Source organism: Butyrivibrio sp., assembly GCF_024699075.1.
Genome location: NZ_JAILQF010000222.1, coordinates 24631 through 48436, shown reverse-complemented (window position 1 = coordinate 48436; position 23806 = coordinate 24631). Strand labels below are relative to the sequence as shown.

General features: G+C 38.5%; 20 protein-coding genes. 3 read left to right on the top strand and 17 right to left on the bottom strand.

The annotated features are described in order from the left end of the window. Positions 1-97 precede the first annotated feature (97 nt). From rseP to K6G87_RS08805, 15 genes are all read right to left on the bottom strand, one after another. Complete coding sequence (gene rseP, locus K6G87_RS08875) at positions 98-1234, bottom strand: RIP metalloprotease RseP (RefSeq protein ID WP_296836036.1); 1137 nt, start codon at positions 1232-1234, stop codon at positions 98-100. Positions 1235-1332: 98 nt separating this feature from the next. Beyond that, entirely contained in the window at positions 1333-2481 is a 1149-nt protein-coding gene (locus K6G87_RS08870) for a 1-deoxy-D-xylulose-5-phosphate reductoisomerase (protein ID WP_296836033.1), read from the bottom strand. A 236-nt stretch (positions 2482-2717) separates the two neighbouring features. Then, complete coding sequence (locus K6G87_RS08865; protein ID WP_296836029.1) at positions 2718-3533, bottom strand: phosphatidate cytidylyltransferase; 816 nt, start codon at positions 3531-3533, stop codon at positions 2718-2720. A gap of 14 nt (positions 3534-3547) precedes the next feature. Beyond that, a complete protein-coding gene (locus K6G87_RS08860) occupies positions 3548-4273 on the bottom strand; it encodes an isoprenyl transferase (RefSeq protein ID WP_296836027.1) in 726 nt (241 codons plus the stop codon). After that, positions 4270-4821 (bottom strand): ribosome recycling factor, encoded by a 552-nt coding sequence (frr, locus tag K6G87_RS08855; RefSeq protein ID WP_296836025.1) that lies wholly within the window; start codon positions 4819-4821, stop codon positions 4270-4272. The genes K6G87_RS08860 and frr overlap by 4 nt, the downstream gene beginning before the upstream one ends. A gap of 13 nt (positions 4822-4834) precedes the next feature. Continuing rightward, the gene (pyrH, locus tag K6G87_RS08850) at positions 4835-5527 is read right to left on the bottom strand and encodes a UMP kinase (RefSeq protein WP_296836022.1); all 693 of its coding nucleotides are present in this window, start codon (positions 5525-5527) and stop codon (positions 4835-4837) included. A 102-nt stretch (positions 5528-5629) separates the two neighbouring features. Continuing rightward, positions 5630-6778: a polymer-forming cytoskeletal protein gene (locus K6G87_RS08845; protein WP_296836020.1), complete on the bottom strand. Its 1149-nt coding sequence runs from the start codon at positions 6776-6778 to the stop codon at positions 5630-5632. 20 nt (positions 6779-6798) lie between these two features. Beyond that, positions 6799-8370, bottom strand: coding sequence for a polysaccharide deacetylase family protein (locus K6G87_RS08840; protein ID WP_296836017.1), 1572 nt, complete (start codon positions 8368-8370; stop codon positions 6799-6801). 159 nt (positions 8371-8529) lie between these two features. Further along, positions 8530-9558, bottom strand: a complete 1029-nt coding sequence (locus K6G87_RS08835; protein ID WP_296836016.1) for a M15 family metallopeptidase — start codon at positions 9556-9558, stop codon at positions 8530-8532. A 19-nt stretch (positions 9559-9577) separates the two neighbouring features. Continuing rightward, positions 9578-10369: a GGDEF domain-containing protein gene (locus K6G87_RS08830; RefSeq protein WP_296836013.1), complete on the bottom strand. Its 792-nt coding sequence runs from the start codon at positions 10367-10369 to the stop codon at positions 9578-9580. A 39-nt stretch (positions 10370-10408) separates the two neighbouring features. Then, positions 10409-11539 carry an AI-2E family transporter gene (locus K6G87_RS08825; protein WP_296836011.1) on the bottom strand — a complete coding sequence of 377 codons (1131 nt, stop codon included), beginning with the start codon at positions 11537-11539 and terminating at the stop codon, positions 10409-10411. Positions 11540-11805: 266 nt separating this feature from the next. Continuing rightward, entirely contained in the window at positions 11806-12909 is a 1104-nt protein-coding gene (locus K6G87_RS08820) for a sugar kinase (protein WP_296836009.1), read from the bottom strand. An 18-nt stretch (positions 12910-12927) separates the two neighbouring features. After that, on the bottom strand, positions 12928-13566 hold the full coding sequence (locus K6G87_RS08815) for a bifunctional 4-hydroxy-2-oxoglutarate aldolase/2-dehydro-3-deoxy-phosphogluconate aldolase (protein ID WP_296836006.1): 639 nt from the start codon (positions 13564-13566) through the stop codon (positions 12928-12930). 165 nt (positions 13567-13731) lie between these two features. Further along, complete coding sequence (locus K6G87_RS08810) at positions 13732-14496, bottom strand: IclR family transcriptional regulator (RefSeq protein ID WP_296836003.1); 765 nt, start codon at positions 14494-14496, stop codon at positions 13732-13734. A gap of 121 nt (positions 14497-14617) precedes the next feature. Then, positions 14618-16051, bottom strand: a complete 1434-nt coding sequence (locus tag K6G87_RS08805) for a sensor domain-containing diguanylate cyclase (RefSeq protein ID WP_296836001.1) — start codon at positions 16049-16051, stop codon at positions 14618-14620. 226 nt (positions 16052-16277) lie between these two features. Here K6G87_RS08805 and K6G87_RS08800 point away from each other — a divergent pair, with 226 nt between their 5' ends. After that, entirely contained in the window at positions 16278-17987 is a 1710-nt protein-coding gene (locus K6G87_RS08800; RefSeq protein WP_296835998.1) for a vWA domain-containing protein, read from the top strand. Between the two features lie 10 nt (positions 17988-17997). Here the strand turns inward: K6G87_RS08800 and K6G87_RS08795 are convergent, their stop codons facing one another. After that, on the bottom strand, positions 17998-19359 hold the full coding sequence (locus K6G87_RS08795; protein ID WP_296835996.1) for an MATE family efflux transporter: 1362 nt from the start codon (positions 19357-19359) through the stop codon (positions 17998-18000). 76 nt (positions 19360-19435) lie between these two features. Next, positions 19436-20821, bottom strand: a complete 1386-nt coding sequence (locus tag K6G87_RS08790) for an MATE family efflux transporter (protein WP_296835994.1) — start codon at positions 20819-20821, stop codon at positions 19436-19438. A 464-nt stretch (positions 20822-21285) separates the two neighbouring features. Between K6G87_RS08790 and K6G87_RS08785 the strand changes: the two genes are divergently transcribed. Together K6G87_RS08785 and K6G87_RS08780 are read left to right on the top strand one after the other, a co-directional pair. Beyond that, positions 21286-21981 carry a flagellin gene (locus K6G87_RS08785; protein ID WP_296835991.1) on the top strand — a complete coding sequence of 232 codons (696 nt, stop codon included), beginning with the start codon at positions 21286-21288 and terminating at the stop codon, positions 21979-21981. Between the two features lie 220 nt (positions 21982-22201). Then, positions 22202-23773, top strand: coding sequence for a sodium:solute symporter family protein (locus K6G87_RS08780; RefSeq protein WP_296835988.1), 1572 nt, complete (start codon positions 22202-22204; stop codon positions 23771-23773). Positions 23774-23806: the final 33 nt, after the last annotated feature.

Sequence of the window (23806 nt, the reverse complement as noted above, 5' to 3'; positions counted from 1 at the left end):
TCGTTATAAAATCATCTTTATGATGATCATAACAGTTTAAATGTACTACTTTGTAAAGATACCAAATATGTTATAAATAAAACCTGCTTTATAAAGATCAGAACAATTTACTAACATCATGGAACAGTACCACGACCATAAGAGCTATAAGTGCTGCCACTCCAACAAGTTCAATCATTCCTTCATACTTCTCAGGAACAGGCTTTCCTCTTACAACCTCTATAAGAAGGAAGATAAGTCTGCCTCCATCAAGAGCGGGAATCGGTAAGAGATTCATAAGTCCAAGATTTATGGAAAGGAGCATTGCAAGGTTGACCATATTGAGTATAACATCAATTATTCCACCCGTTTCCATAGCTGATTCATAGCTCTCATCAACCATTTCAGCCATTCCTACAGGTCCTGAAAGCTCAACCTTATCTGTTCTGCCCTGTACTAAGAGTCCAAGACTCTTCCAGGTGGATGTCAGATAGTAATTGAACATATATCCTGCATATTTAAAGGTTTCTATACCTGAAACAGTATCATATTCTCCTATATATACACCTATCACATATCTGCTTACGCCTGTTTCTTCATCTTCATAAAGAATAGGAGTTATTGTAGTTGAATAGCTCTGACCATCTCGTTCATAGGTGATCTCTACATCTTCACCGTCTGTAAGATACATATTAAGTGTAACTTCTGCACTCATATGAACTGCATTGCCATTGACACTTGTAATCACATCGCCTTCCTTAAGTCCTGCTTCCTGAGCAGGTGAATTCTCAACAGAGAACCCGCTAACTGTAGGAAAACTCCAATATGTATTAGATACGATGATCATTGCAAGAATAAATCCAAGAATAAAGTTAGCAAAAGGACCTGCTACAACGGTAGCTATTCTGGACCAGACATTTGCTCTTCGAAAGGAAATCTGACCATCTTCGCTATCATCGCGACTTTCCTGGGCTTTTATCTGTTCATCTTCGTAGTTATCCTCATCTTCAGGCTTTGTGACTTCAAGGCCGTCCATCCCATCAAAGATACAGGCTCCTCCAACCGGAAGAAGTCTTATAGAGTACATGGTATCGCCTTTTTTCTTTTGATAAAGGACAGGTCCCATACCTACTGTAAACTCAGTTACTCGTATTCCGTTTGCTTTAGCAATAAGGAAGTGACCACCTTCATGAGACACAACCAGTACACAGAAAATTACTATGAATATTAATAATACTATGATATTCTGCAGCAATACATATCTCCAATCTTATTGTTAGTTACAGGATACAGCTATACATAATATACGGCACTTATGTGAACTTTAATGTACTACATTATATCCTGCAATAATTATTGACGATTTTCAAGGAAACTGTATGTCCAGCTCTCAGCTTCCAGAATTTCTTCGACGGAAGGATTCTCAATCTTTTTATGATTATCCATTGCGGCGGTAATCATATCATATATATCAAGGAAATGAATCTCACGCTTAAGGAACTTCTTAACAGCAAGCTCATTGGCAGCATTAAATACAGTTGGCATGCTTCCGCCTTCCTTTGCAGCTCTTATAGCAAGTGTAAGTCCCTTGAAAACATCAGTTCTTGGAGCTTCAAAAGTCATATCTGCAAGTGCAAAAAGGTCAAGTCTGTCTTCTGACATAGGTCTTCTGTCCGGATAAAAGAGAGCATACTGAATAGGAAGCTTCATATCAGGAACTCCCATCTGTCCCATAACTGCACCATCTACGAACTGTACCGCAGAATGAAGGATAGACTGGGGCTGTATTACAACCTGGATCTTATCTACCGGTACATCAAAAAGCCATCTTGCTTCCATGACTTCAAGTCCCTTATTTACAAGTGAAGCAGAGTCAATTGTAACCTTTGCTCCCATATCCCAGTTAGGATGCTTTAGTGCATCATCAACTGTTACTGTTTTAAGCTCCTCGGCACTCTTTTTTCTGAACGGGCCACCTGAAGCTGTAAGAAGGATCTTCTCTATCTTTGAAGCAGGCTCTCCGTTAAGAGACTGGAATATTGCACTATGCTCAGAATCTACAGGAAGTATCTTAACTCCCATTTTCTTTGCAAGAGGCATGATGATGTGACCGGCACATACCAATGTCTCTTTGTTAGCAAGTGCGATATCTTTACCTGCATTTATTGCTTCTATAGTTGGTCTGATTCCGATCATTCCGACAACTGCAGTAAGTACAGTATCAGCATTTTCATCGCGAACCAGCTCTAAAAGTCCTTCCATTCCGCTAAGGACTGTAATTCCAAGATCAGATATACGGCTTTCAAGCTCTTTGGCCGCATCCGGGTCAAACATAGCGATTTTGCCGGGCTTAAATTCTCTGGCCTGTTTTTCCATAAGATCAACATTATGTCCAGCAGCGAGAGCTACGACCTTAAGCTCATCAGAATTAGCTCTTACAACATCAAGTGTCTGTGTTCCGATTGAACCAGTAGAACCCAGAAGTACTATTTTTCTACCCATAATCAACAATTCCTCGTTATTTATAATTCTATTATCGTTTGCAGTTTATAATATGATGTAAGGGTCAAAAGGAACTTTTGACACCTACCTCATATTATAATGCATATGTCAAAAAATATATCAGCATTCAATTACATCGGTATTGCTTACAATAAAAACGTTACAGTCCACATGTGTAATTTATGTGAACTGTAACATGTATTTTACCACTTTCTCAAATAATAATCATTCGATAATTATTTCATAAAAAAGACAACCAGTCCATAAATAAATGGAGTTACAAATATTACACTGTCAAACCTGTCCATAATACCGCCATGGCCCGGAATAAGTTTTCCATAGTCTTTAATATTCATGTCTCTTTTGATCGCAGACGCACTAAGATCTCCAAGCTGGGAAATAATACTTGCAATAAAGGTTATAACCATAAACTCGGCAATAATTATGCTTTCAAGTCCTTTAGCTTTCACCATGATAAAGCCAAATATTGCCCCTGCCAGTACTGAAAATACTATTCCGCCAATTCCACCTTCTATAGTCTTATGAGGTGACAGAATAGGTGTCATCTTGTGCTTTCCAAATGCTCTTCCTGTAAGATAAGCAAATGTATCACATATCCAGGCTACGAATGGCATCCATACAAGGAATTCACCATTTTCACGAAGTCTTAAAAGATATATAAAGGAAAGCATCACTGGAGCATATAAAAATGCAAATACCGCGCCTATAGCCTGATGAGCCTTATACTTTGGAAAAGAAAGTACATAGGTGACCATTACTGTAAGGAACACAAATAATATCGAAAACAGGTATGTCTTAGTATCATGGAGATAGATCACAAGTGCATAATGTAAAACTACTCCGACAAAGCCAACCTTATAAAGGAGTCCCGTTTTGCCATCTTCTTCAAAGACTCCAAGTGCCTTGGCAATCTCATAATATGCAATCTGGGCAACAATTAAAGATACTCCGCCAAGAACGTAGCCACCCAAAACCAGTGTAATGGCAAGGACTACGCCTATAACAATGCTGCTTAAAACTCTGGTCTTCACTTTAAATGTCTCCTTTATTCTTCACCCTTCTTAAGTCCACCAAATCTTCTTGTCCTGTGATTATAGGCATCAATAGCTTTTTCAAGCTCTGCTTTGTTGAAATCAGGCCAGCATATATCAGTAAAATAAAACTCTGTATATGCAAGCTGCCAGAGAAGATAATTGGAAACTCTCTGCTCACCGCAGGTTCTGATAAGAAGATCGGGATCAGGCATAAATCCTGTATCCAGATTATCATTTATCATCTTTTCAGTAATATCGGAAGCTTTGATCTCTCCGTTCTCAACTTTCTGAGCTATCTTTCTGGTTGCACGTGTGATCTCATCACGGCTTCCATAGTTAATAGCAATTGCAAAGGTAAGACCTGTATTATTCTTTGTTGTCTCCTCAAGCTCTTCTACAACTTTAAGAACATCCTTGGGAAGACGACTTCTTTCACCTATAACACAGCTTCTTACATTATTTTTCATACAAGTCTTGATCTCGGACTTAAGATATTTTTTAAAAAGAGCCATAAGGGCAGAAACTTCAGTTTCAGGTCTGTTCCAGTTCTCTGTCGAAAAGGCATAAACTGTTACATACTCTATTCCAAGCTCACCTGCATCAAAAAGCATCTGTTCAACAGCTTTGGCGCCCTGAACATGACCATAGTTTCTAGGCATTCCCTTAGCTTTAGCCCAGCGCCCGTTACCATCAAGAATAAAGGCAACGTGCCTTGGTATCTTTCTTTCTTCACTCATACTGTCATTATTTCCTTGGTTTTAGCTTCGATTGTTGAATCTATCTTCTTTACAAACTCATCTGTGATCTTCTGAAGCTCATCTGTAAGATCGCTGATCTCATCTTCAGAAACTTCTGTTCCCTTAAGCTTCTTGAATGCTTCATTTCCATCACGACGAACATTTCTTACTGCAACTTTAGCATCTTCGCCCTTTTTCTTGATATCTTTGGAAAGCTGCTTACGTCTCTCCTCTGTAAGTTCAGGGAATACAAGACGGATAACGCTACCATCATTAGTAGGATTGATACCGATATCTGATGTAAGGATTGCTTTCTCTATCTCCTTAAGCATATTCTTTTCCCAAGGAGCAATCTGAATGATCCTTGCTTCAGGTACTGATACATTACCAACCTGCTGTATAGGTGTAGGTGTTCCGTAATAGTCCACACGGATCTTATCAAGAACATGTGGGTTAGCTCTTCCTGCTCTTACAGTTGCAAGATCTTCTACAAGAAAATCATAAGCTTTATTCATTTTGTCGTTGTAGACTTTAATCTTTTCGTTCATAATCTCTCCTCCTTCACGCTTCAACAGTTGTTCCGTTGAAATTGCCACTTACTGCTTTTACAATGCTACCTTCTTCCTGAAGTGCAAATACTCTCATAGGCATATGATTATCTCTTGCCAGGATCGATGCAGTCATATCAACAACCTGAAGGTTCTGTGCTACAACATCATCGATAGTGATCTTATCATATCTCTTGGCATCAGGGTTTACAGCAGGGTCTGAATCATATACACCGTCAATAGCCTTGGCAAGAAGGATCATATCTGCCTCAACTTCTACTGCACGAAGTACAACACCTGTATCTGTTGAGAAGTAAGGATGACCTGTTCCACCTGCGAAGAAGACTACCATATTCTTGGAAAAATACTTCTGTGCGCGATCCTTGGAAAAAAGTTTTGTAAAGGATCCACATTCAAATGGAGTAAGAATAGCTGTATTCATTCCTTCGCTTCTGAATACTTCTGATACATAAATACAGTTCATTATTGTGGCAAGCATTCCGATCTGATCTGCCTTAACACGGTCGATGTTCTCGCTTGTCCTTCCTCTCCAGAAATTGCCACCTCCTATGACAATTCCAACCTGTGTTCCTGACTGTACTATCTCTTTGACCTGAAGCGCAACCTTTCTTACTGTAGGTTCATCAAATCCGGTCTTTTTGTCGCCAGCAAGTGCCTCGCCGCTGAGTTTGAGTAGAATTCTCATTGATTTTATCCTCTTTCAAAAAATAATGCCGGGAATTGTCTCCCCGGCATTAAATAATTCTGGTCCGCAAAAGACATTCCTCAATGTCTTATGATACCATCATCAGTTCTTATTCTTCAAGCCCTCAAAGAAAGCAGATGGATTAACTTCTGCATATGTCTGTGAGCACATACCTTCAATAACTGCTCCATTGTTGATCTGTACAGACTGAGACTTGATGTTACCCATTACGATAGCAGTTGTATCAAGAACTACAGGGCCATGTACATCGATATCACCCTTTACAGCTCCGGCAATTACAGCGCTTGTAGCAAAAAGATTACCGATGATAACTGAGCTCTGTCCAATCTTAACACTTCCGTTAGAATGGATATCGCCATTGATTCTTGCTGCTTCTGCATAAATTTCTGCAGCATTAGAATTACCTTCTATTTCACCTGTTACATTAAGTTTTCCATATGCAGTTACATTACCGATGACTTTTCCGATAAGATCAAGTGATCCTGTTGTCTGAATATCACCATTAACTACCATTCCCTCAGTGATCGATGCTGTTTCATCTGTTGCTACGCGTTCTGTGTCCATCATGATATATCCCCCGTCTTCGTTAATATTATCAGAAACGGAATAGTCATCCGCATTCTGCTCTACGTTATCAAGTTCAGATATTTCTACTTCCGGCTCTTCGTGATTTTCAAACGTTTCTTCTTCCTTAGGCTGTTCTTCTTCAAAAGAAGGTCCTGCCGGAAATACGCTTGGTATTACAAAATCATCATTACCCGGTTTTTGTGAAGAAAATGGATCATCAATACTTTCCTTTAGCGTCTCTTCCTGCTTTACTTCCTCTTCAGGCTCTGGTTCCTGCACAGTAGTAGTTCCACCAAATGGATCTGTAGGAAAAGTAATAGCATCATAGTCTGGTTCCTCAATCTTTTCAGGCTCTGATTCCACTACAGGCTCTGGTTCTACTACAGGATCAGATTCTGCTTCTTTTTCTGACGCAGATTCCATTACCGGTACTTCTTCAGGCTCTTTTTCTGGTTCATCGTCTTGTGCTGCAACGCTCTCCTCCGGCTCAGGAATGTCTTCGACCTGAATCTTATCCAGGTGACTCAGCATGCTGTCAAGATCCACTTCCTCGACCCCTGCGTTATCCTGCCCGGCATTCTTCTCTGCAGCCGCTTTTTGTTCAGGATCAATTTCGTCCACTGCATTTGACAGATCCTTTTTCAGCTCTGAGAAAAATCCCATATCTTTATCCTCCGTTCTCATTAATTCTTACTATGTTGAACCGGTATTGTATCTTCAGTAACCGGTACAATCATCGTGTTAGGAAGGCTCTGAATATACTCAATTATTTCAGGAAGAGCCTCTACCGTCTCCTTCTTATCACCAGCATCATGAAGGAGTATCATACAATTTTCGTGTTCCGTAATATTGGCAGTAACATTGGAAACAATAATATCTGAAGCTATATTGTCGCCTCCATAAACGTTCCAGTCAAAATATGTTATATTGTTCCGATCAAGATATCCTATAAGATCGGACATTGGCACCTGACTTGCTGTATTGGAACTGCCTCCCGGAAATCTGTAGTAGGTAGTCCAAACTCCCGTAACATCAAATATATAATTCTGTATCTTGTGAAGATCTGTCTGAAAACTATCTAAGGACTCATATATAACCTTATAGTCATGGCTGTAGGAATGCATACCAATCGTATGTCCTTCATCAACTATGCGTTTATACATTTCATCATATCCAGGCTTCCCGCACACAAAGAACGTGGCCTTGACATCATATGAAGCCAGAATATCCAAAATTTCATCTGTACAAGGGCTTGGACCATCATCAAAGGTAAGATATACATATCTTATACCATCTTCCGACGGAGTCTGTTTAGAAACCGTTGTTACCGCTTCTGAATTATCAGATAAAGGTACATCCTTGTTATCATCCTCAAGTGCCTCTAAACTGTCCCTATACTCATTAAATTCATTCTGAATGGCTACTAACTTATCATTTATTCTATCATATTCACTTTTTAGTATTATACATTGAAGTGAAAAGAAAATAATCGTTATTACGAGAAATACTGCAATAAATGCTTTGATCAAAAAACTTCTGTCTCTAAAATCAAACGAAGCAATTCTTTCTCTAAGAGAATGATATTCTACCCACTCTCCTGCTGCATTCTCGACTTTAAGCTCATCCAGGTTTATATCATCTATACTATTTGTATTTATACCCGGATCGTTATTATCACCTTTTAAATCTTCCTGCTCACTAATTTCCTGTTTAGCAGTTTCTTTATTACCATTCCTTTTGCTTTCTTCCATGAAAGCTTCATTTATAGCAGCTTCTTTTATAGATGCATCTTTGTGGGATGCTTCTTTTTTAGATACTTCTTTTTGGACCACTTCTTTTTGGACTACTTCTTTTTTGGATACTTCTTTGGAGCCATCTTCCTTAGTTTCCAAAGTTACTTCCGCTTTAATAGAAGCATCAGAATTATCACGAAGCTTTATTTCATCAGCCCTATCCCTTACTTTATTCTCCTCTTTCCTAGAAGAGATATCCAAAGGCTTATCAGGGATTTTGTATTCCTTATCCCTGTCTTTAACAGCTTCCTTCCGAATATCAGGGCTTATGCTTTTATGAATGGGATCAGGTGAAAACTTAAATGGGCGAGCTTTATCATCAGACAGCACGGCACTTTTTCTGACCTTGTCGTAAGCGTCACTTTCAATACCCGAAGTGTCGCAAACAGGTCGTTGCCAGCTCCCTTTTCTCTCATCTCTTAGATTGTTCCGCCCCCTGCGGACAAACACTCTAGATGACATAAGGCTCTCCCCCCCGTCCAAGTACTTTTTTAGTATATCATAGATTTGGTCTAACAAAAAGAAAATCCGCAACAAAAAATATTTTTTGTTACGGATTTTCATATATTCATTTGATATTGGTCTAAAAAGAGCTCTGACTTATAAGTAAAATCAGTTTATTTACAGGGAATTCTCTGCAACATACTCTTCAAGTGTAATACCACGAGACATTATTTCTGTAGCAGCTTCAACTCCTACATATCTGAAATGCCATGGCTCATAAATAACACCTGTAACATCCTCTTTATCCTTAGGATATCTTAAGATAAAGCCATATTCTGCACAGTGTTCATAAACCCACTTATATCCTGCTGTATTCTCCTGGTCTTCTGTAAGAGATACATAAGAAGAATCTGTGATATCCATGCAAAGACCTGTCTGATGTTCGCTCTGTCCCGGAGGATTGACTACTGTTGCAGCAAGTCTCTCACTCTCAGACTGACTGTATCCAAGATTCTTATAATATTTCACCTTTCTGTTATACAGATATGTCTGTCTTGAAGCACTTCTGTATCCAGATACAAGATAAAGGTTAATGCCCTGAGCTTTGGCATCTGCGATCATCTGCTGCACTATAGGAGTAACATCCTTATGCATATACTCTCCATCAGCACACAGTGACACTTCAGGAGCATATTCTGTGCTTATAGGATTGTCATGATTTACAAGAACAAGGTTCCATGCAGAAAGGTCAACTGTGCTTGTAGTTGTAGTAGTTGTTGTTGTAAGTGCATTGAAATCAACAAGACTCTTGCCTGCAAGAAGGTGATCAGCAACACGTCCTTCAGCCTGGCCTGCAAGTATATAATGCTGAACATAAGCAGCTATATTATTACCATATATAGCCTGAAGATCTTCATAGTTGGACATGTATATCTGTGCATTAAATGCTGCAGAGGGCTGTCTTCCTTCGAGCATACCACTATTAACATAATGCTGGTACAAAAGCTCTGCATCTGTTCCTATAGCAGCTACAACATCAGGATATGCTGCTGCATAATATGTTGCATCAAATACTGCATGATAATCAAAAGTTGCTGCTTCTGCACTGATCGTAGTCATAACACCTGCTACAGACATAGGTGATGCTGCTAAGATTGCCGCGCCAACCAAAACCGCTGCAGATCTTATAATAAATTTTCTTTTCAAATTAACACCTCTTTCTATATCAAAGCACCTCAAGACGGTTACGGCCATTTTCTTTGGCCATCTTAAGTGCTCTGTCAGCATTTTCAAAAATTTCTTCGCCAGTCTGCCCTGCATTTATCATTGTAAGACCAAATGATGCAGTCACATCCTGAACATCAGCGAACTCTTCTTTTTCAATCTTTTCTCTTATTCGCTCAATAACATTTGCTGCTGTATCTCTGTCTACATCTCTTATAAGGATCATAAATTTCTCACTTTCCCATCTGCCAATGACATCACTGTCTCTAAGAGTTTCTTTGACAATAGCAGCAGTCTTTCTTATAACATAATCACCTGCATCATGGCCAAGCGTAACATTGATCTGATCAAGTCTGTCAATGTCCAGAAAAGCCAGAGCAGAATTAAGAACAGACGAATCTTCTACCAGCTTATTAAATACTTTCTCAACCTCTGTTCTTGTATAAACTTCGCTAAGAGGATCCTGTTCTATTTCCGATGCATATTCAAATCTCTGATTTTCTATATCTGTTACTTCAGAGTTTTCAAGTATCATCATAGAAAGTGTAGCATTATCCGAGTTATCCTCAGGATTTAAAGTCTTTGTAGTCACAAAGACGGTCTCCACCGGCAGATCCGGATAATTTTTAATAAGGAAATCAGATAACCTTGTAAGGATATCTTTATGCATGCCTGACGAAAAAAGCTGAAGAACGACCGTAGTCGCTGTTTCCAGCATATCCTGCCCGTATATATCGTCAGTAATCTTTTCTACATCATTTTCTGAATGTAGTGAATAAATATAGTGTCTCATGAATTATCATTATCTCCCTGACATGACATAAAATCCATTTTACACCTTGTTTTTACGTTTCTCAAGCCACACGATAAATACTTCTCTGTAAGTAAAGTCTATAATTGCTGCAAAAGGAATCGCAAGGAGTACACCCATGATTCCGAATACTCTTCCAAATACAATAATAGCTATAAGGATCCATACTGATGAAATTCCAAGTGTATTGCCAAAAAGTTTTGGTTTAATAACATATCCGTCAAGTATCTGAATGATAATTGTAAAGATAAGGAACCAAAGTGCATGCCAAGGGTTAACAAGAACCAGTATAAATGCACCAATTACAGCACCAACGATCGGGCCAAAGGTAGGAGCAAGATTGGTAATTCCTACAACTACAGAAATAAGCACGGAATATGACATAGACGACCAGCTCATAAAAATAAAATTGGCTACGCCTACAAGCAAAGCATCCAGAAGGTCTCCGCCAATATATCTTAAAAGAATACTATTACAGCGGCTCCAAAAGTCTGACCATTCCTTATACTGCTTATCGGAAAGAAGAAGTTTAATAAGTTTCTCTATCCCTCCTACCATATGTTCTTTATCGCTAAGGAAATAAATAGCAAGTATAAAAGCGATAATAGAACTGATAATGGACGTTCCTATATTAACAGATGTAATTACTATATTATTGATATTGTCAGGAATATTCTCCGTAAAAGAAGCAAGCATATCTTTACCCATATCGGTAAAGGAATGAATGTCAATCTGAAGCTCCTGAGCTGAAGTTCCGAGGCTTGAAAGAAGGTCCTGAAGTGTAGCAACATATACATCTATATTATCAATAATAGTTGCTATACTATCGACTATCTGAGGTATCAGAGCAATAAGCAGTATTACTATAGCGAAAATAAAAGTGACAAAAGTGAGCGTAACAGAAATACCTCGTTTTATAACGCGGCCTTTAACCTTTTTCAAAAGGACGTTTTCATAAAATACCATTAATGGATTAAGAAGATAAGCAATTATAGCGCCGCCAATAATAGGTGAAATAAAGCTATGTATAACCTTAATTCCAGCCCATATATTACCAAGATTAGAGATAAATTCAAAAAATAAGATGCCTATACATAAAGCAACTGAATACGCAACCCATTTTTGCTTCAGCCACTCCTTGTTAAATTTCATAATAAAATCCCTCCTGCATATTCAATCGTAACAATGAAAACATAACCCGTCAACGAATCAAATATTAAAAAACTCTTACTTTTTACTAATGATATAACGTAAGGGCCAAAAGTTATTTCAGAATTCAAACAGTATCAGTTGCAGCCACACATATATATAGGCTTTTAACCAAAAAGAAACAGCCGAAGGATAAATCCTCCGGCCATTTCTTTGAAGTATTATTGAAGTATTATATTGAAAGAAAAAGGATTATCTGTGTTAGAAGATTATCTCTTTACACGAGCTCCTGCGCCGCCCATGATACCTTCTACTTCATCCTTTGATGCCATAGAAGTATCGCCAGGTGTTGTCATAGCAAGAGCGCCATGTGCAGCACCATAGTTAACAGCTGCTTCAGGATCTTCTGTTGTCATAAGACCATATACAAGACCTGATGCGAATGAATCACCGCCACCTACACGGTCCATGATCTCAAGACCAGGATACTCTTTGGACATGAAGATCTCTCCACCTGCCCAGCACATAGCCTTCCAGTCATTAACTGTTGCAGTCTTAACTGTACGAAGAGTTGTAGCAACAACCTTGAAATTAGGATATGTCTTAGCTGCTTCGTTGATCATCTTCTTGTAACCATCGATGTTAAGGCTCTTAAGGTTCTCGTCATTACCTTCGATCTTGAAACCAAGGCATGCTGTAAAGTCTTCTTCATTACCGATCATAACGTCAACGTACTTAGCAATTTCCTTGTTAACTTCCTGAGCCTTCTCAAGACCGCCGATAGCGCTCCACATTGAAGGACGATAGTTAAGGTCATAAGATACGATTGTTCCATACTTCTTAGCTGTCTTAATAGCTGCGATAACAGTCTCACATGACTGCTCTGATAAAGCTGCGTAGATACCGCCTGTGTGAAGCCATCTTACGCCAAGCTCACCAAAGATATAATCAAAATCAAAATCCTCAGGCTTAGCCTGTGAAATTGCTGTATTAGCACGGTCTGAGCAACCAACTGCTCCACGGATACCATATCCTCTTTCTGTGAAGTTGATTCCGTTTCTGCAAAGACGACCGATTCCGTCTGTCTTCTTCCAGTTAATAAGAGATGTATCAACACCACCCTGCTCGATGAAATCCTTCATGAGCTTACCAACTTCGTTATCAGCAAAAGATGTGATAACAGCTGTGTTCATACCAAAGCACTTGTGAAGACCTCTTATTACGTTATATTCTCCGCCACCTTCCCAAGCACGGAAAGAACGAGCTGTACGAATTCTTCCTTCACCGGGATCAAGACGAAGCATGATCTCACCAAGAGATACAGCATCAAACTTGCATTCTTCTGCAGGTCTTAAATTCATATTAACTTTCATTTTGATTCTCCTTTATAATTATCCACGAATTTCTTTAACGATAGCAGCTGCTTCTGCAACCATATCCTTAATCTTGTCGAACTCACCGTTCTTGATCATGTCTTTCTTTACCATCCAGCTTCCGCCGCATGCAAGGATCTTGTCGAATGCAAGATATTCTTTTACATTTTCTGCATTGATTCCGCCTGTAGGCATGAATTTAAGCATTGTATAGGGTGCAGAGACTGCCTTGATCATTTTGAGACCACCAGCAGGCTCTGCAGGGAAGAACTTAACTACGTCGAGACCGAGCTCGAGTGCCTGCTCCATCTCAGTAGGTGTCTGAGTACCAGGAGTTACAGGTATATTCTTTTCAACACAGTATTTAACTACCTTAGGATTAAGTCCAGGGCTAACGATAAACTTAGCGCCTGCTGCAACAGCACGATCAACCTGCTCTGTTGTAAGAACTGTGCCTGCGCCAACAAGCATATCAGGGAACTTCTCAGCCATAATGCGAATAGATTCCTCTGCTGCTTCTGTACGGAATGTAACTTCTGCAGCCGGAAGACCACCTTCCATAAGTGCCTTTCCAAGTGCTTCTGCATCTTTAGCGTCATCAAGGACTACTACAGGGATAATTCCGATTTTCTGGAACTGTTCAAGTACTGCGTTCATAATTTCTCTCCTTATAAAAACTTATATTGTTTGTTTGGTTTCGTAATATGAAACTTGTTTTCATATAATGGTTTGACATTCTTATTATAGTATCTCATAAGTTTATGTCAATAAGTTAAAACAGGGTAATTTTTACCGAAATTTGTAATCGCTTTCATGCAAAAATCACAAAATAGGTTTTATAGCTTCAAGAATCTCGTTTCTGGTCTTTATCATGCAATCTGCAAGTCTTAAAAGCCTGCTATCATCCATTCTTGAGACAGGGGCAGATATGCTAAGGGCGTATTCAGCTGGTTTGCCGGGAGCAGACAGATCCGCTGCCACACATCTTACTCCAAGCTGATTCTCCTCATCATCTATGGCATAGCCTTCTTCTCTTACCCTGGAAAGTGTATCCTCAAAATCAAGATAATCTGTAATAGTATTAGGAGTAAGCTTTACTATGTCACTTTCCTTCCACATACGTCTTACATCATCAGATGAAAAAGTGGCTGCCATAGCCTTGCCTACGCCTGAACAGAACAAAGGAATACGGCTGCCTATATGTGATACCATCTGAATAGAATTGGTATGAGATTCAACTTTATCAATATAAATAGCCTCATTACCGTCTCTTTTTACAAAATGAACAGTCTCTCCGGTAAGCTCCATAAGGCTCTTTAGATGAGGACGAACTAGTCCGATTATGTCAACACGGCTCATAACCTTTCCGGATAGCTCCACTATCTTCATTGTAAGAACATATTTTCCCTCATCTGTCTGCCTTACATATCCCATATACTGCAGGGATGTAAGGATTCTGTGTGTGGTACTTTTATTAAGTCCAAGCGCAGTCGCAATCTCCATAAGTCCGGAAGATTCTCTGTCTGCAAGGAACTCTATAACGCCGAACAATCTGTCGGCAACCTGTATTGGATTCTTGTCTTCCATACGAAACATTCCTTCCCATTAAAAAAGTGCAGTAATCATGTAAATGCTTCCATACATTTTTACCACACTTTTTGCTTTTTCACAATCTGAAATTTATTTCCGCATTGCAAAACTTTCTTTGCTATCTGCTTTTTCCTACCAGCCCGTAATAGCGTTTTTTCTCATCATACATATATTCATCAGCTTTTTTCAAAAGTCCTTCAAGATCAACGCAGTTATCTGACCAGATAAAGCCAAGAGAAAACAGCATATTTACATCCGAATTTTGTGCCAGTTTCTCCTCGTTTTCAAGTTGCCTGGTTATTTTCTTAAGATGAGATAGCTTATCTTCAAACTCTTTCTTACCAATCTCAGGAACTATGATCACAAATTCATCTCCGCCTATTCTAAATACATCCCTTCTTAAGAATACTTTGGATAATAATGAAGCAATCTGGATGATCCTTGCATCACCTGCATCATGACCAACTTCATCATTGATACTTTTAAGTCCGTTAACATCAGCATATACAATGCCAACAGAACAATCCATGCCCTCAAGCTCGCATATACGAAGATTAAAGGCATTTCTGTTATTTACATTGGTAAGCTGGTCATGAACTCCCATAAAGGTGAGCTTTTCAACAAGATATCTTGAATGAATCTCAGCAAAAAGAGTTATAGCTGCCGTTTCAACAAGGTACTTGATGGCACATATATTTTTTTCCTTATAATTATCAATAATAAGATAGCCTGCTATAGTGTTATCGATATAATAAGGAACAAGGATCATGGATGTAACGCCCTTAGAAAGAAGAACATCATAAAGCGCCATGTTTTCATCTTTGATATTGTTTATGTCTTCAACTATAAATACATGATTCTTCCTTATCTGCGGTTCTATATACTTAAGCCTTTCAAGTACAAGCTGTCTGGTATATTCATAATCCTCCCCCGCTTCTTCCTTTTGCCACTCATATCTGATAAGAGGCTGTCCACGAAAATATTCTATGACAAAAGATTTCTCGCACTTAAGGCAGTCTCCCAGAAACCTTAATGCTCTGTGAATATTTATATCAAAATCATCCTCCTGGGAATGTATCATCTTGGCTATCTTAACTATTACCCTGTCAGCTTCCGCAAGATCTTCATTCTCTATAAAATTGCTATCTAGAGAAAATGAGTCAAATAAAGCCATGGCGCAGTATCCATCCTGAAGAAGCGGAAATGTCATGACATCAAACCATGGGCCATCCTTTTTGACATGCTCAAAGAATATAGCCTTCTCCCTTTTGCATGCGGCCTTGCAAAGATTTCTGTATACATTTCTGTTAAGTGATCCCATAACTTCTCTGTAAGAAGATCCTTTAACATCCGTATTCTCATTATCAGTCATGGATAAAAATGCAGAATTAGCATAAATGAAGAAGACTTCGCCGTTATCCTTGCCAGCTTCGATCACTTTCATAACAGCGTAGCCATAGGGCATATCGTCATACATAGAAAAAGTATACTTATGGTATAATTCCTGTACCAATCTCGATGACAATCCGAGATTTTCATATAATTCCGACATTATACTGTCCTCTCAATACAATATAATCGTAATTACACACCATAATTTTCCAATAACAAGTATACCACATTTTAAAAAAGTACAAATATCAGTATTTGATCAATTTTTTTATTCTTTAATTTTTTTCCAAATTTTAGTGACCATTTTATTTGGGGTTCCGTCTATAAAGACATAAGGGATGTTTTAGTAAACAGTTCACTACTGATTCAAAAAATGGAGGATTATTATGAAAAGATCTTTAGTAAAGTCACTTACAATAGCAACATCTATCACTCTTCTCTCAGGATGCGGCTCTGTAAACCTTGAAACAAGCTCATCTCAGGAAACCGCTGCAAGTCCTAACACCTATGTTACATATGATAATAGTGACCCGGCTTTGATATCTTTTGACAGCTCAAATCAGGAGCTTTACGAACCCGCATCATCAAGTGCCGATTATGAAACAGGTACTTACGATTCTTCTGAATATTATGAAGAAACAGAACCTTATATAAATACTGAAGAATATAACGATCAGAAGGAAAATGTTTTTACACAGGTTTCGGTAACACCCCTGTCAACCTTCGGAGCAGACGTAGATACCGCATCATATACCAACTTCAGAAGGATGGTCAATGATGGATATACTTTAGACACTATTCCAGACGGAGCAATAAGAGTTGAAGAAATGCTCAACTACTTCGATTATGATGGTCTTAACACACAAGCAGTTAATATCTCATCTTCAGATGATGAAGCTTTCAGTGTGACTTATGAAACAGGAACCTGCCCCTGGAATACAGATAACGGCGTACTTGTCATGAACATTAAAGCCAACAAAACCTCAGTTGAAAGCAAAGGAACCAACTTTGTCTTCCTTATAGATACATCAGGTTCTATGTCATATCCGGAAGATGAAAAGATAGGTCTTGTAAAATCAGCATTCGAGGAATTCCTTACTACTTTGTCAGATAATGACACTATATCTGTAGTAACATATTCAGGAACTTCAGAAACACTGATAGAAGGTTCATCTGACAAAGGAATGATAAAAGAGGCACTTTCTGCTGCATATAATAGCTGCGTAAGTAGTGGCGGTAGCACTAATGGTTCAGGAGGAATCACAGCAGCATACGAAATAGCTAATAAGTACTTTATAGAAGGCGGTAATAACCGCGTTATCATTGCTTCAGACGGCGATATGAACCTTGGCCTTACATCAGCTTCATCACTTACAGAGCTTATCTCTTCAGAAAAAGAGTCAGGTGTATACCTTACTGTTCTTGGTTTTGGAACCGGAAATTATTCAGATACAAACATGGAAGCAATTGCAGATGCAGGTAATGGTAACTACTTTTATATTGACTGCCTTGATGAAGCCAAAAGAGTCCTTTGCGACAAACTTGCAGAAACAACTGTAACAGTAGCAAAGGATGTAAAATTCCAGGTAGAATTTAACCCAAATAAGATAAGCGAATACAGACTTGTAGGATATGAAAACAGGACCATGGCAGCCCAGGATTTTACAGATGATACAAAAGATGGTGGCGAAGTTGGTGCAGGTCAGGATGTTACAGTTATCTACGAACTTGTATATGCAAATGGCGAAGATTCATCCACAGATCTAAGATATCAGGAAGATGCAAAAACAACCAAAGAAGCCGATACGGACGAAATACTTGCACTTTCAATACGCTACAAAGAGCCCGCTTCACAAAACTCTGATGATGAAACATCAACAGAGCTAAACTTTACAGTAAGCGGTACAGGAGAAGAAAACTCTTCATCCTTTGTTTTTGCAGCAGCTGTTGCTGAAAGCTCTCTTATATTATCAAGAAGCTCTTATTCTGAAAATGCAAACCTGGAAAATGCTTCAGTAAGAGCTGCATCATCAGCAGGTGATGACCCTTATAAGACTGAATTTGTTTCTCTTCTTAATACACTTATGGCATATTGAATTAAATAAATCAGCTGATCTTAGGTGCTCTTTTAAGTTTTTTCCTTGAAGCAAAGAAATAATAAACAAGGAAAAGAACTGATGTGACAGCCCATGTTATAGGATAGGAGTATACAACAGTTGTTATCTGATTTCGTATTGGAAGGGCATAAAAGATCCACACCACTCTTAAAAGGCATACACCGGTAAGCGTAAGGAGGGTTGGAATTATAGCTTCACCCATACCTCTAAGCGCTCCGGAACACATTTCTATACTTACATAAAGGATATAATATGGCACCATGGCGCACATCATGACATCTCCAAATGCCAATACACCTTCATCTGTCGTAAAAAGTGATAACAGAGGCATTCGGAAAGTGTACATCAATACAGAAAGTGCAACACAAAATAAAGAAGTAATTACAAATCCATCTCTTACTGTCTGGTGCACTCTGTCATACTTGCCAGCTCCATAGTTTTGACCCACAAAAGTAGTAACCGATATTCCAAGTGAACCTGTGATCATCCACAAAAGAACATCTATCTTACCATATGCAGCCCAGGCAGATACAGCTTCTTTGCCAAATGAGTTGATAGCTGCCTGGATTATCAGATTAGATAATGTATACATCATTGACTGAAAGCCTGCAGGAAGGCCTATATGAAGGGTCTTAACAAGTATTCCTTTGTCAAAAGAGATCCTTGAAGGAATAAGCTTATAAGCAGCATCAAGATGAGTAAGTATATAAAATATAAATAATCCGCTTATCGTCTGACATATAATTGTTGCAATTGCAACTCCTTCAACGCCAAGGCCAAGTCCAAGCACAAGTACAACATCTAAAATTATATTACAAAAAGTAGCAAGAATAAGTACAAACAAAGGTCTTCTTGAATCTCCCACTGCTCTTAATATTCCTGCACCCATGTTGTACATAAGATTAGGTATCATGCCAACAAAGTATATTCTAAGATACAAGACAGACATCTCTACAGTGTCAGAAGGTGTATTAAGGATCTTGATCCCCCATGGAGCAAAAATAATTCCAAGTACCATAAATATTGTGCCGCCGACAAGTGCAACAGCTACAGCATTATGAACAGCCTTTTTAACATCATCTTCCCTCTTTGCTCCATAGTACTGAGCTATGATTACGGTTGCACCTGATGCAAGTCCTGTAAAGAATCCCACAAAAAGGTTAACTATCATAGCAGCAGATCCGCCTACAGCGGCAAGAGCTCCTGATCCGACAAATCTTCCCACAATGATAGCATCTACTGTGTTATATAACTGCTGAAAAAAAGTTCCAAACAAAAGAGGAAAGAAATACCTGAGCATTTCTTTCCAAATCACGCCTTCTGTTATTGCATTATCTTTTATCTTATTCATTACAAATGCCTCTAAAATTTATAAAACAAATTAAAACTCTATTAAAGACACTATTTGGTGCTTTTAATATATATGATCACTTATCAAGCTTTACTTTTCTCTTCCATATTCCGCTCTTATACAATATAAAGGTAAGGGTCGCTCCTATAAGCCAAGTAGTTACAAGGCTGTACTGAAGCATCAGGCAATTACCCTGTGGAAGCTCAGGTGTCTTAGAAAGACCTACAAGTAAATAAGCAAGCGGAACTCTGACTACAACAGAGTTAATTAGAGATATCCACATAGGAGTGAGTGTATCTCCAGCTCCTCTCATAGTTCCGGAAAGGCACTGGGTAACCTCCATGGCTATATATCCGGGCATAAGTATCATCATCATTGTATATGAAAGCTCTACAAGCTCGGTTGTATTGGTAAAGATACCCATGAGCATTTTACCAAACAAAAAGATAAGTACAGCTATTACTATAGAAGTTAATACTCCTATTATAGTTCCTTTAAAGGTACCTTCTTTGACTCTGTCCATCTTGTGCGCACCAACATTCTGTCCTGTAAATGTTGTAAGAGCCTGGCCAAAAGAAAATGCCGGCATCATTACAAAACCATCTACTCTCATTACGATTACATTGGCAGCTATATATGAAGAACCAAATGAATTAGTAAGTACCTGTACTATCAGTAGTGATACTGAGAAAATAGCCTGTGTAAGACCTGAAGGAACACCAAGTGCTATAAGTCTTTTCATAGGTTCTTTTCTGGGTTTTATATAATGCATATTAAGATCAAAGAGGTCCTTCATTTTAAGGAGCTTTCTAAATGACAAATATGCTGAAACAAACTGGGCAATTATAGTTGCAAGAGCAACACCCATTACACCAAGACCCAAATATTTAACAAATATATAGTCGAGAACAATATTTATAAATGTAGCAACCAGAAGATATACAAGAGCTGATATTGAATCACCAAGACCTCTTAATATACCTCCAAGGATATTATAGTACGCAGATCCCATTACTCCAAGGAAAAGAATAACAAGATACTGCCAAGCCCATTTAATAATATTTTCAGGAGTCCCAAGAAGCTTTAAAAGAGGCATTGTTATAAAAGGAACTACTATCATGATGATCAATGAAGATAAAAATGTCAGATTGATACTTGTACCTACAGCTATAGAAAGTTCCTCTCTGTCTTTGGCTCCATATGCCTGTGAGACCATGATACCGGCACCAACAGATACACCAACAAAAAGCATCAAAAACAGGTTAAGTAATGGTCCGGCGCTACCAACAGCTGCAAGTGCATCATCACCAACATAGTTACCAACTATGATACTGTCAGCCGTGTTATAAAGCTGCTGCGCTACGTTACCTATAAGCATAGGTATCATAAACATAACTATTCTTTTGGCGGATGAACCGGTAGTCATATCAACAGGTGCAAATAGTTTTTTGATAAAATTCATATGCTCTCCTAAAAATCAGGCATCATATTTACATGATGCCTGACAATAATTTCTGCTTGTTCATGGTCAAAATGAATCAGGCGATGATACTATGATCCAAGTTGTTAATACCTTCCACAAATATCGCCTTTTCTAAATCACACAAAGATTAATTCTATGATAAATGATAAATTAAATCAACAAAATATTAAATTAGAAGGCTTAAATATTTGTAAGACCTCATCATGTTCTACATGCTATTATTCTCAATGTTTTCGGATTTTTCTTCTATAACATTTTTCTCATTATTATCATATATTTATTATTATCATGCATTTATTATTATCATGTATTTAGCAAAGCGTTTTAAAATCATAAAAAATATCATATTTTATTATTTTTTTGTATTGATTTATTTTCTTATGAGATTTATAATCATAATAGAATAAATTTATTGTTTGTATATCGTACCAAGGAGATAGGATATGAGTATGAATGTAGCAGGTGTTTCAGGCTACCATTCCAACACAGGGAAGTGGATGAAACAATTAATTAGTGGAAAGAAGATCAATTCTGCAGCAGATGACGCATCAGGAAGTGCAATAGCATCGAAGCTCAGAGCTTCAATGACAACTTCGACTGTAAGCGCATCAAATTATCAGTCTCAGATCTTAAAGAATAATGTAGCTGATGGTGCCATGAGTGGTATGAATTCTTACCTCTCAGATATGACATCAAAAAGCGTACAGGCATCAAATGATACACTTACTGACAGTGATAAGTCTACGATTTATGACCACATGAATGTACTAAGTCAGGGTGTCTCATCACTTACAAATACTACTTATAATGAGCAGAATGTTATATCAGATTCAACAGCAGCAGCAGTTACCAGCACAGGTTATGACTTAAGCTCAATAGAAAGTGCAACTGATGCTTTATATTCAGCAATGGCTGAAAACGGAGCAGCAACAAATGCAGCTTCTTATGCAGCTAACGTAGCTTCTATAACAGCCATCAATACTGCAGCAGCGCTCAGCCGTACTGAAGATGCAGATATGGCAGCTGCTTCTGTAGGTCTTAGCACATCCAAGACTCTTGATGAGGTTAATACCTCAATGATCAAGAAGCAGATGGAAGACCAGGAAGATGATAATAAGAGATTATTAGGAGTAAGTTAATCTCTTATTGAATTTTAAAAAAGATTTATACCCCTCCCCAACCCCTAAAATACAAAAGAGAGTTAGTAGCAACCCACCAAAACGGATCAGGCAGTTATGTCTGGTCCGTTTTGGCATTATAAAATAATTTACTTAAGCCTCCTATTATGATAAGATTTATTTTAGTAGTTTAAAGCGTTACGATTTAAAGTGATAAAACTTTTTCAGGAGGAGGCCTACAATGGCAGTAAAAATCTTATTTCTAATCATCTTTTTTACCGTAATGATAATAATTGGTGTATCTACCAGAAAGCACGCACAAAATGTTGAAGGTTTTGTTCTTGGAGGACGAACCGCAGGACCATGGCTGACAGCCTTTGGATATGGAACATCCTATTTTTCAGCAGTTGTATTTGTAGGTTATGCAGGACAGTTTGGCTACAAATACGGTATTTCAGCAACCTGGGCCGGCATAGGCAATGCTGTAATAGGTTCACTTCTTGCATGGCGCATTCTTGGAAGACGAACAAGAGTTATGACCAAGCACCTTGATTCAAGAACTATGCCAGACTTTTTTGGCAAACGTTTTGAAAGCAGAAGCCTGAGACTTGCAGCCGCTCTTATTTCTTTTGCCTTCCTTATTCCATACACCTCTTCTGTTTATAACGGTCTTTCAAGACTTTTCAGAATGGCTTTTGATATTCCTTATAGCGCTTGCGTTATTGTAATGGCAGGACTCACCTGCGTATACGTAATTCTTGGCGGTTATATGGCAACTGTTGTCAATGACTTTGTCCAGGGTATCATTATGCTATTTGGTATTACTGCTGTTATTCTGGCTGTTCTTAACAATAACGGAGGATTCCTTCAGGCACTTACTACTCTGTCTGAGTACGATTCAGATCTTGCTGTAACTTCCGGTATGCACGGAGCCTTTACTTCTTTCTTCGGACCAGATCCACTTAACCTTCTGGGCGTTGTAATCCTTACATCACTTGGAACCTGGGGACTTCCACAGATGGTCGGCAAGTTCTACGCTATACGCGATGAAAAGGCCATAAAAGCAGGAACAATAATATCCACCTTATTTGCAATGGTTGTTGCAGGAGGATCATACTTCCTTGGAGGATTTGCAAGACTTTATAGCGGTAATGCTGCTATTCTTAATGCTAATGGCTCTATAGCTTATGATGCTATCATTCCTACTATGCTTTCAGGTCTTCCTGACATACTTATCGGAATTGTAATAGTACTGGTACTCTCCGCATCCATGTCCACTCTTTCATCACTTGTTCTTACGTCAAGTTCATCAGTCACACTTGACCTTATAGCTCAGATCAATAAAAAGATGGATGACAAAAAGCAGCTTATAACGATGAGAGCACTTCTTGTAGTATTTATAGTTCTCTCTGTAATAATGGCCCTTAATCCTCCGACATTTATAGCTCAGCTTATGGGATATTCCTGGGGCGCACTTGCAGGATCATTCCTTGCTCCATTCCTTTATGGACTTTATTGGAAAAAGACAACAAAGGCATCCGTATGGGCATGCTTTATATCAGGTGTTGGTATAACACTTTCAAACATGGCTTTCCATTATATTGCATCTCCTATAAATGCAGGAGCTCTCACAATGGCTGCAGGGCTTGTCATTGTTCCTGTTGTAAGCCTTCTTACTCCTAAGATGAATAGTAAATATGTTGAAAAAATCTTCGACTGCTATAACGAAACAGTTACAGTTGAAAAGCGCTATAGCCTTGAAGAAGATGAGGGTGAAAAAGCTGAAGATATCCGTCAAAAAAATATAGGATAAAAAGCCAGGATAAATCAACAATACATAATTCTA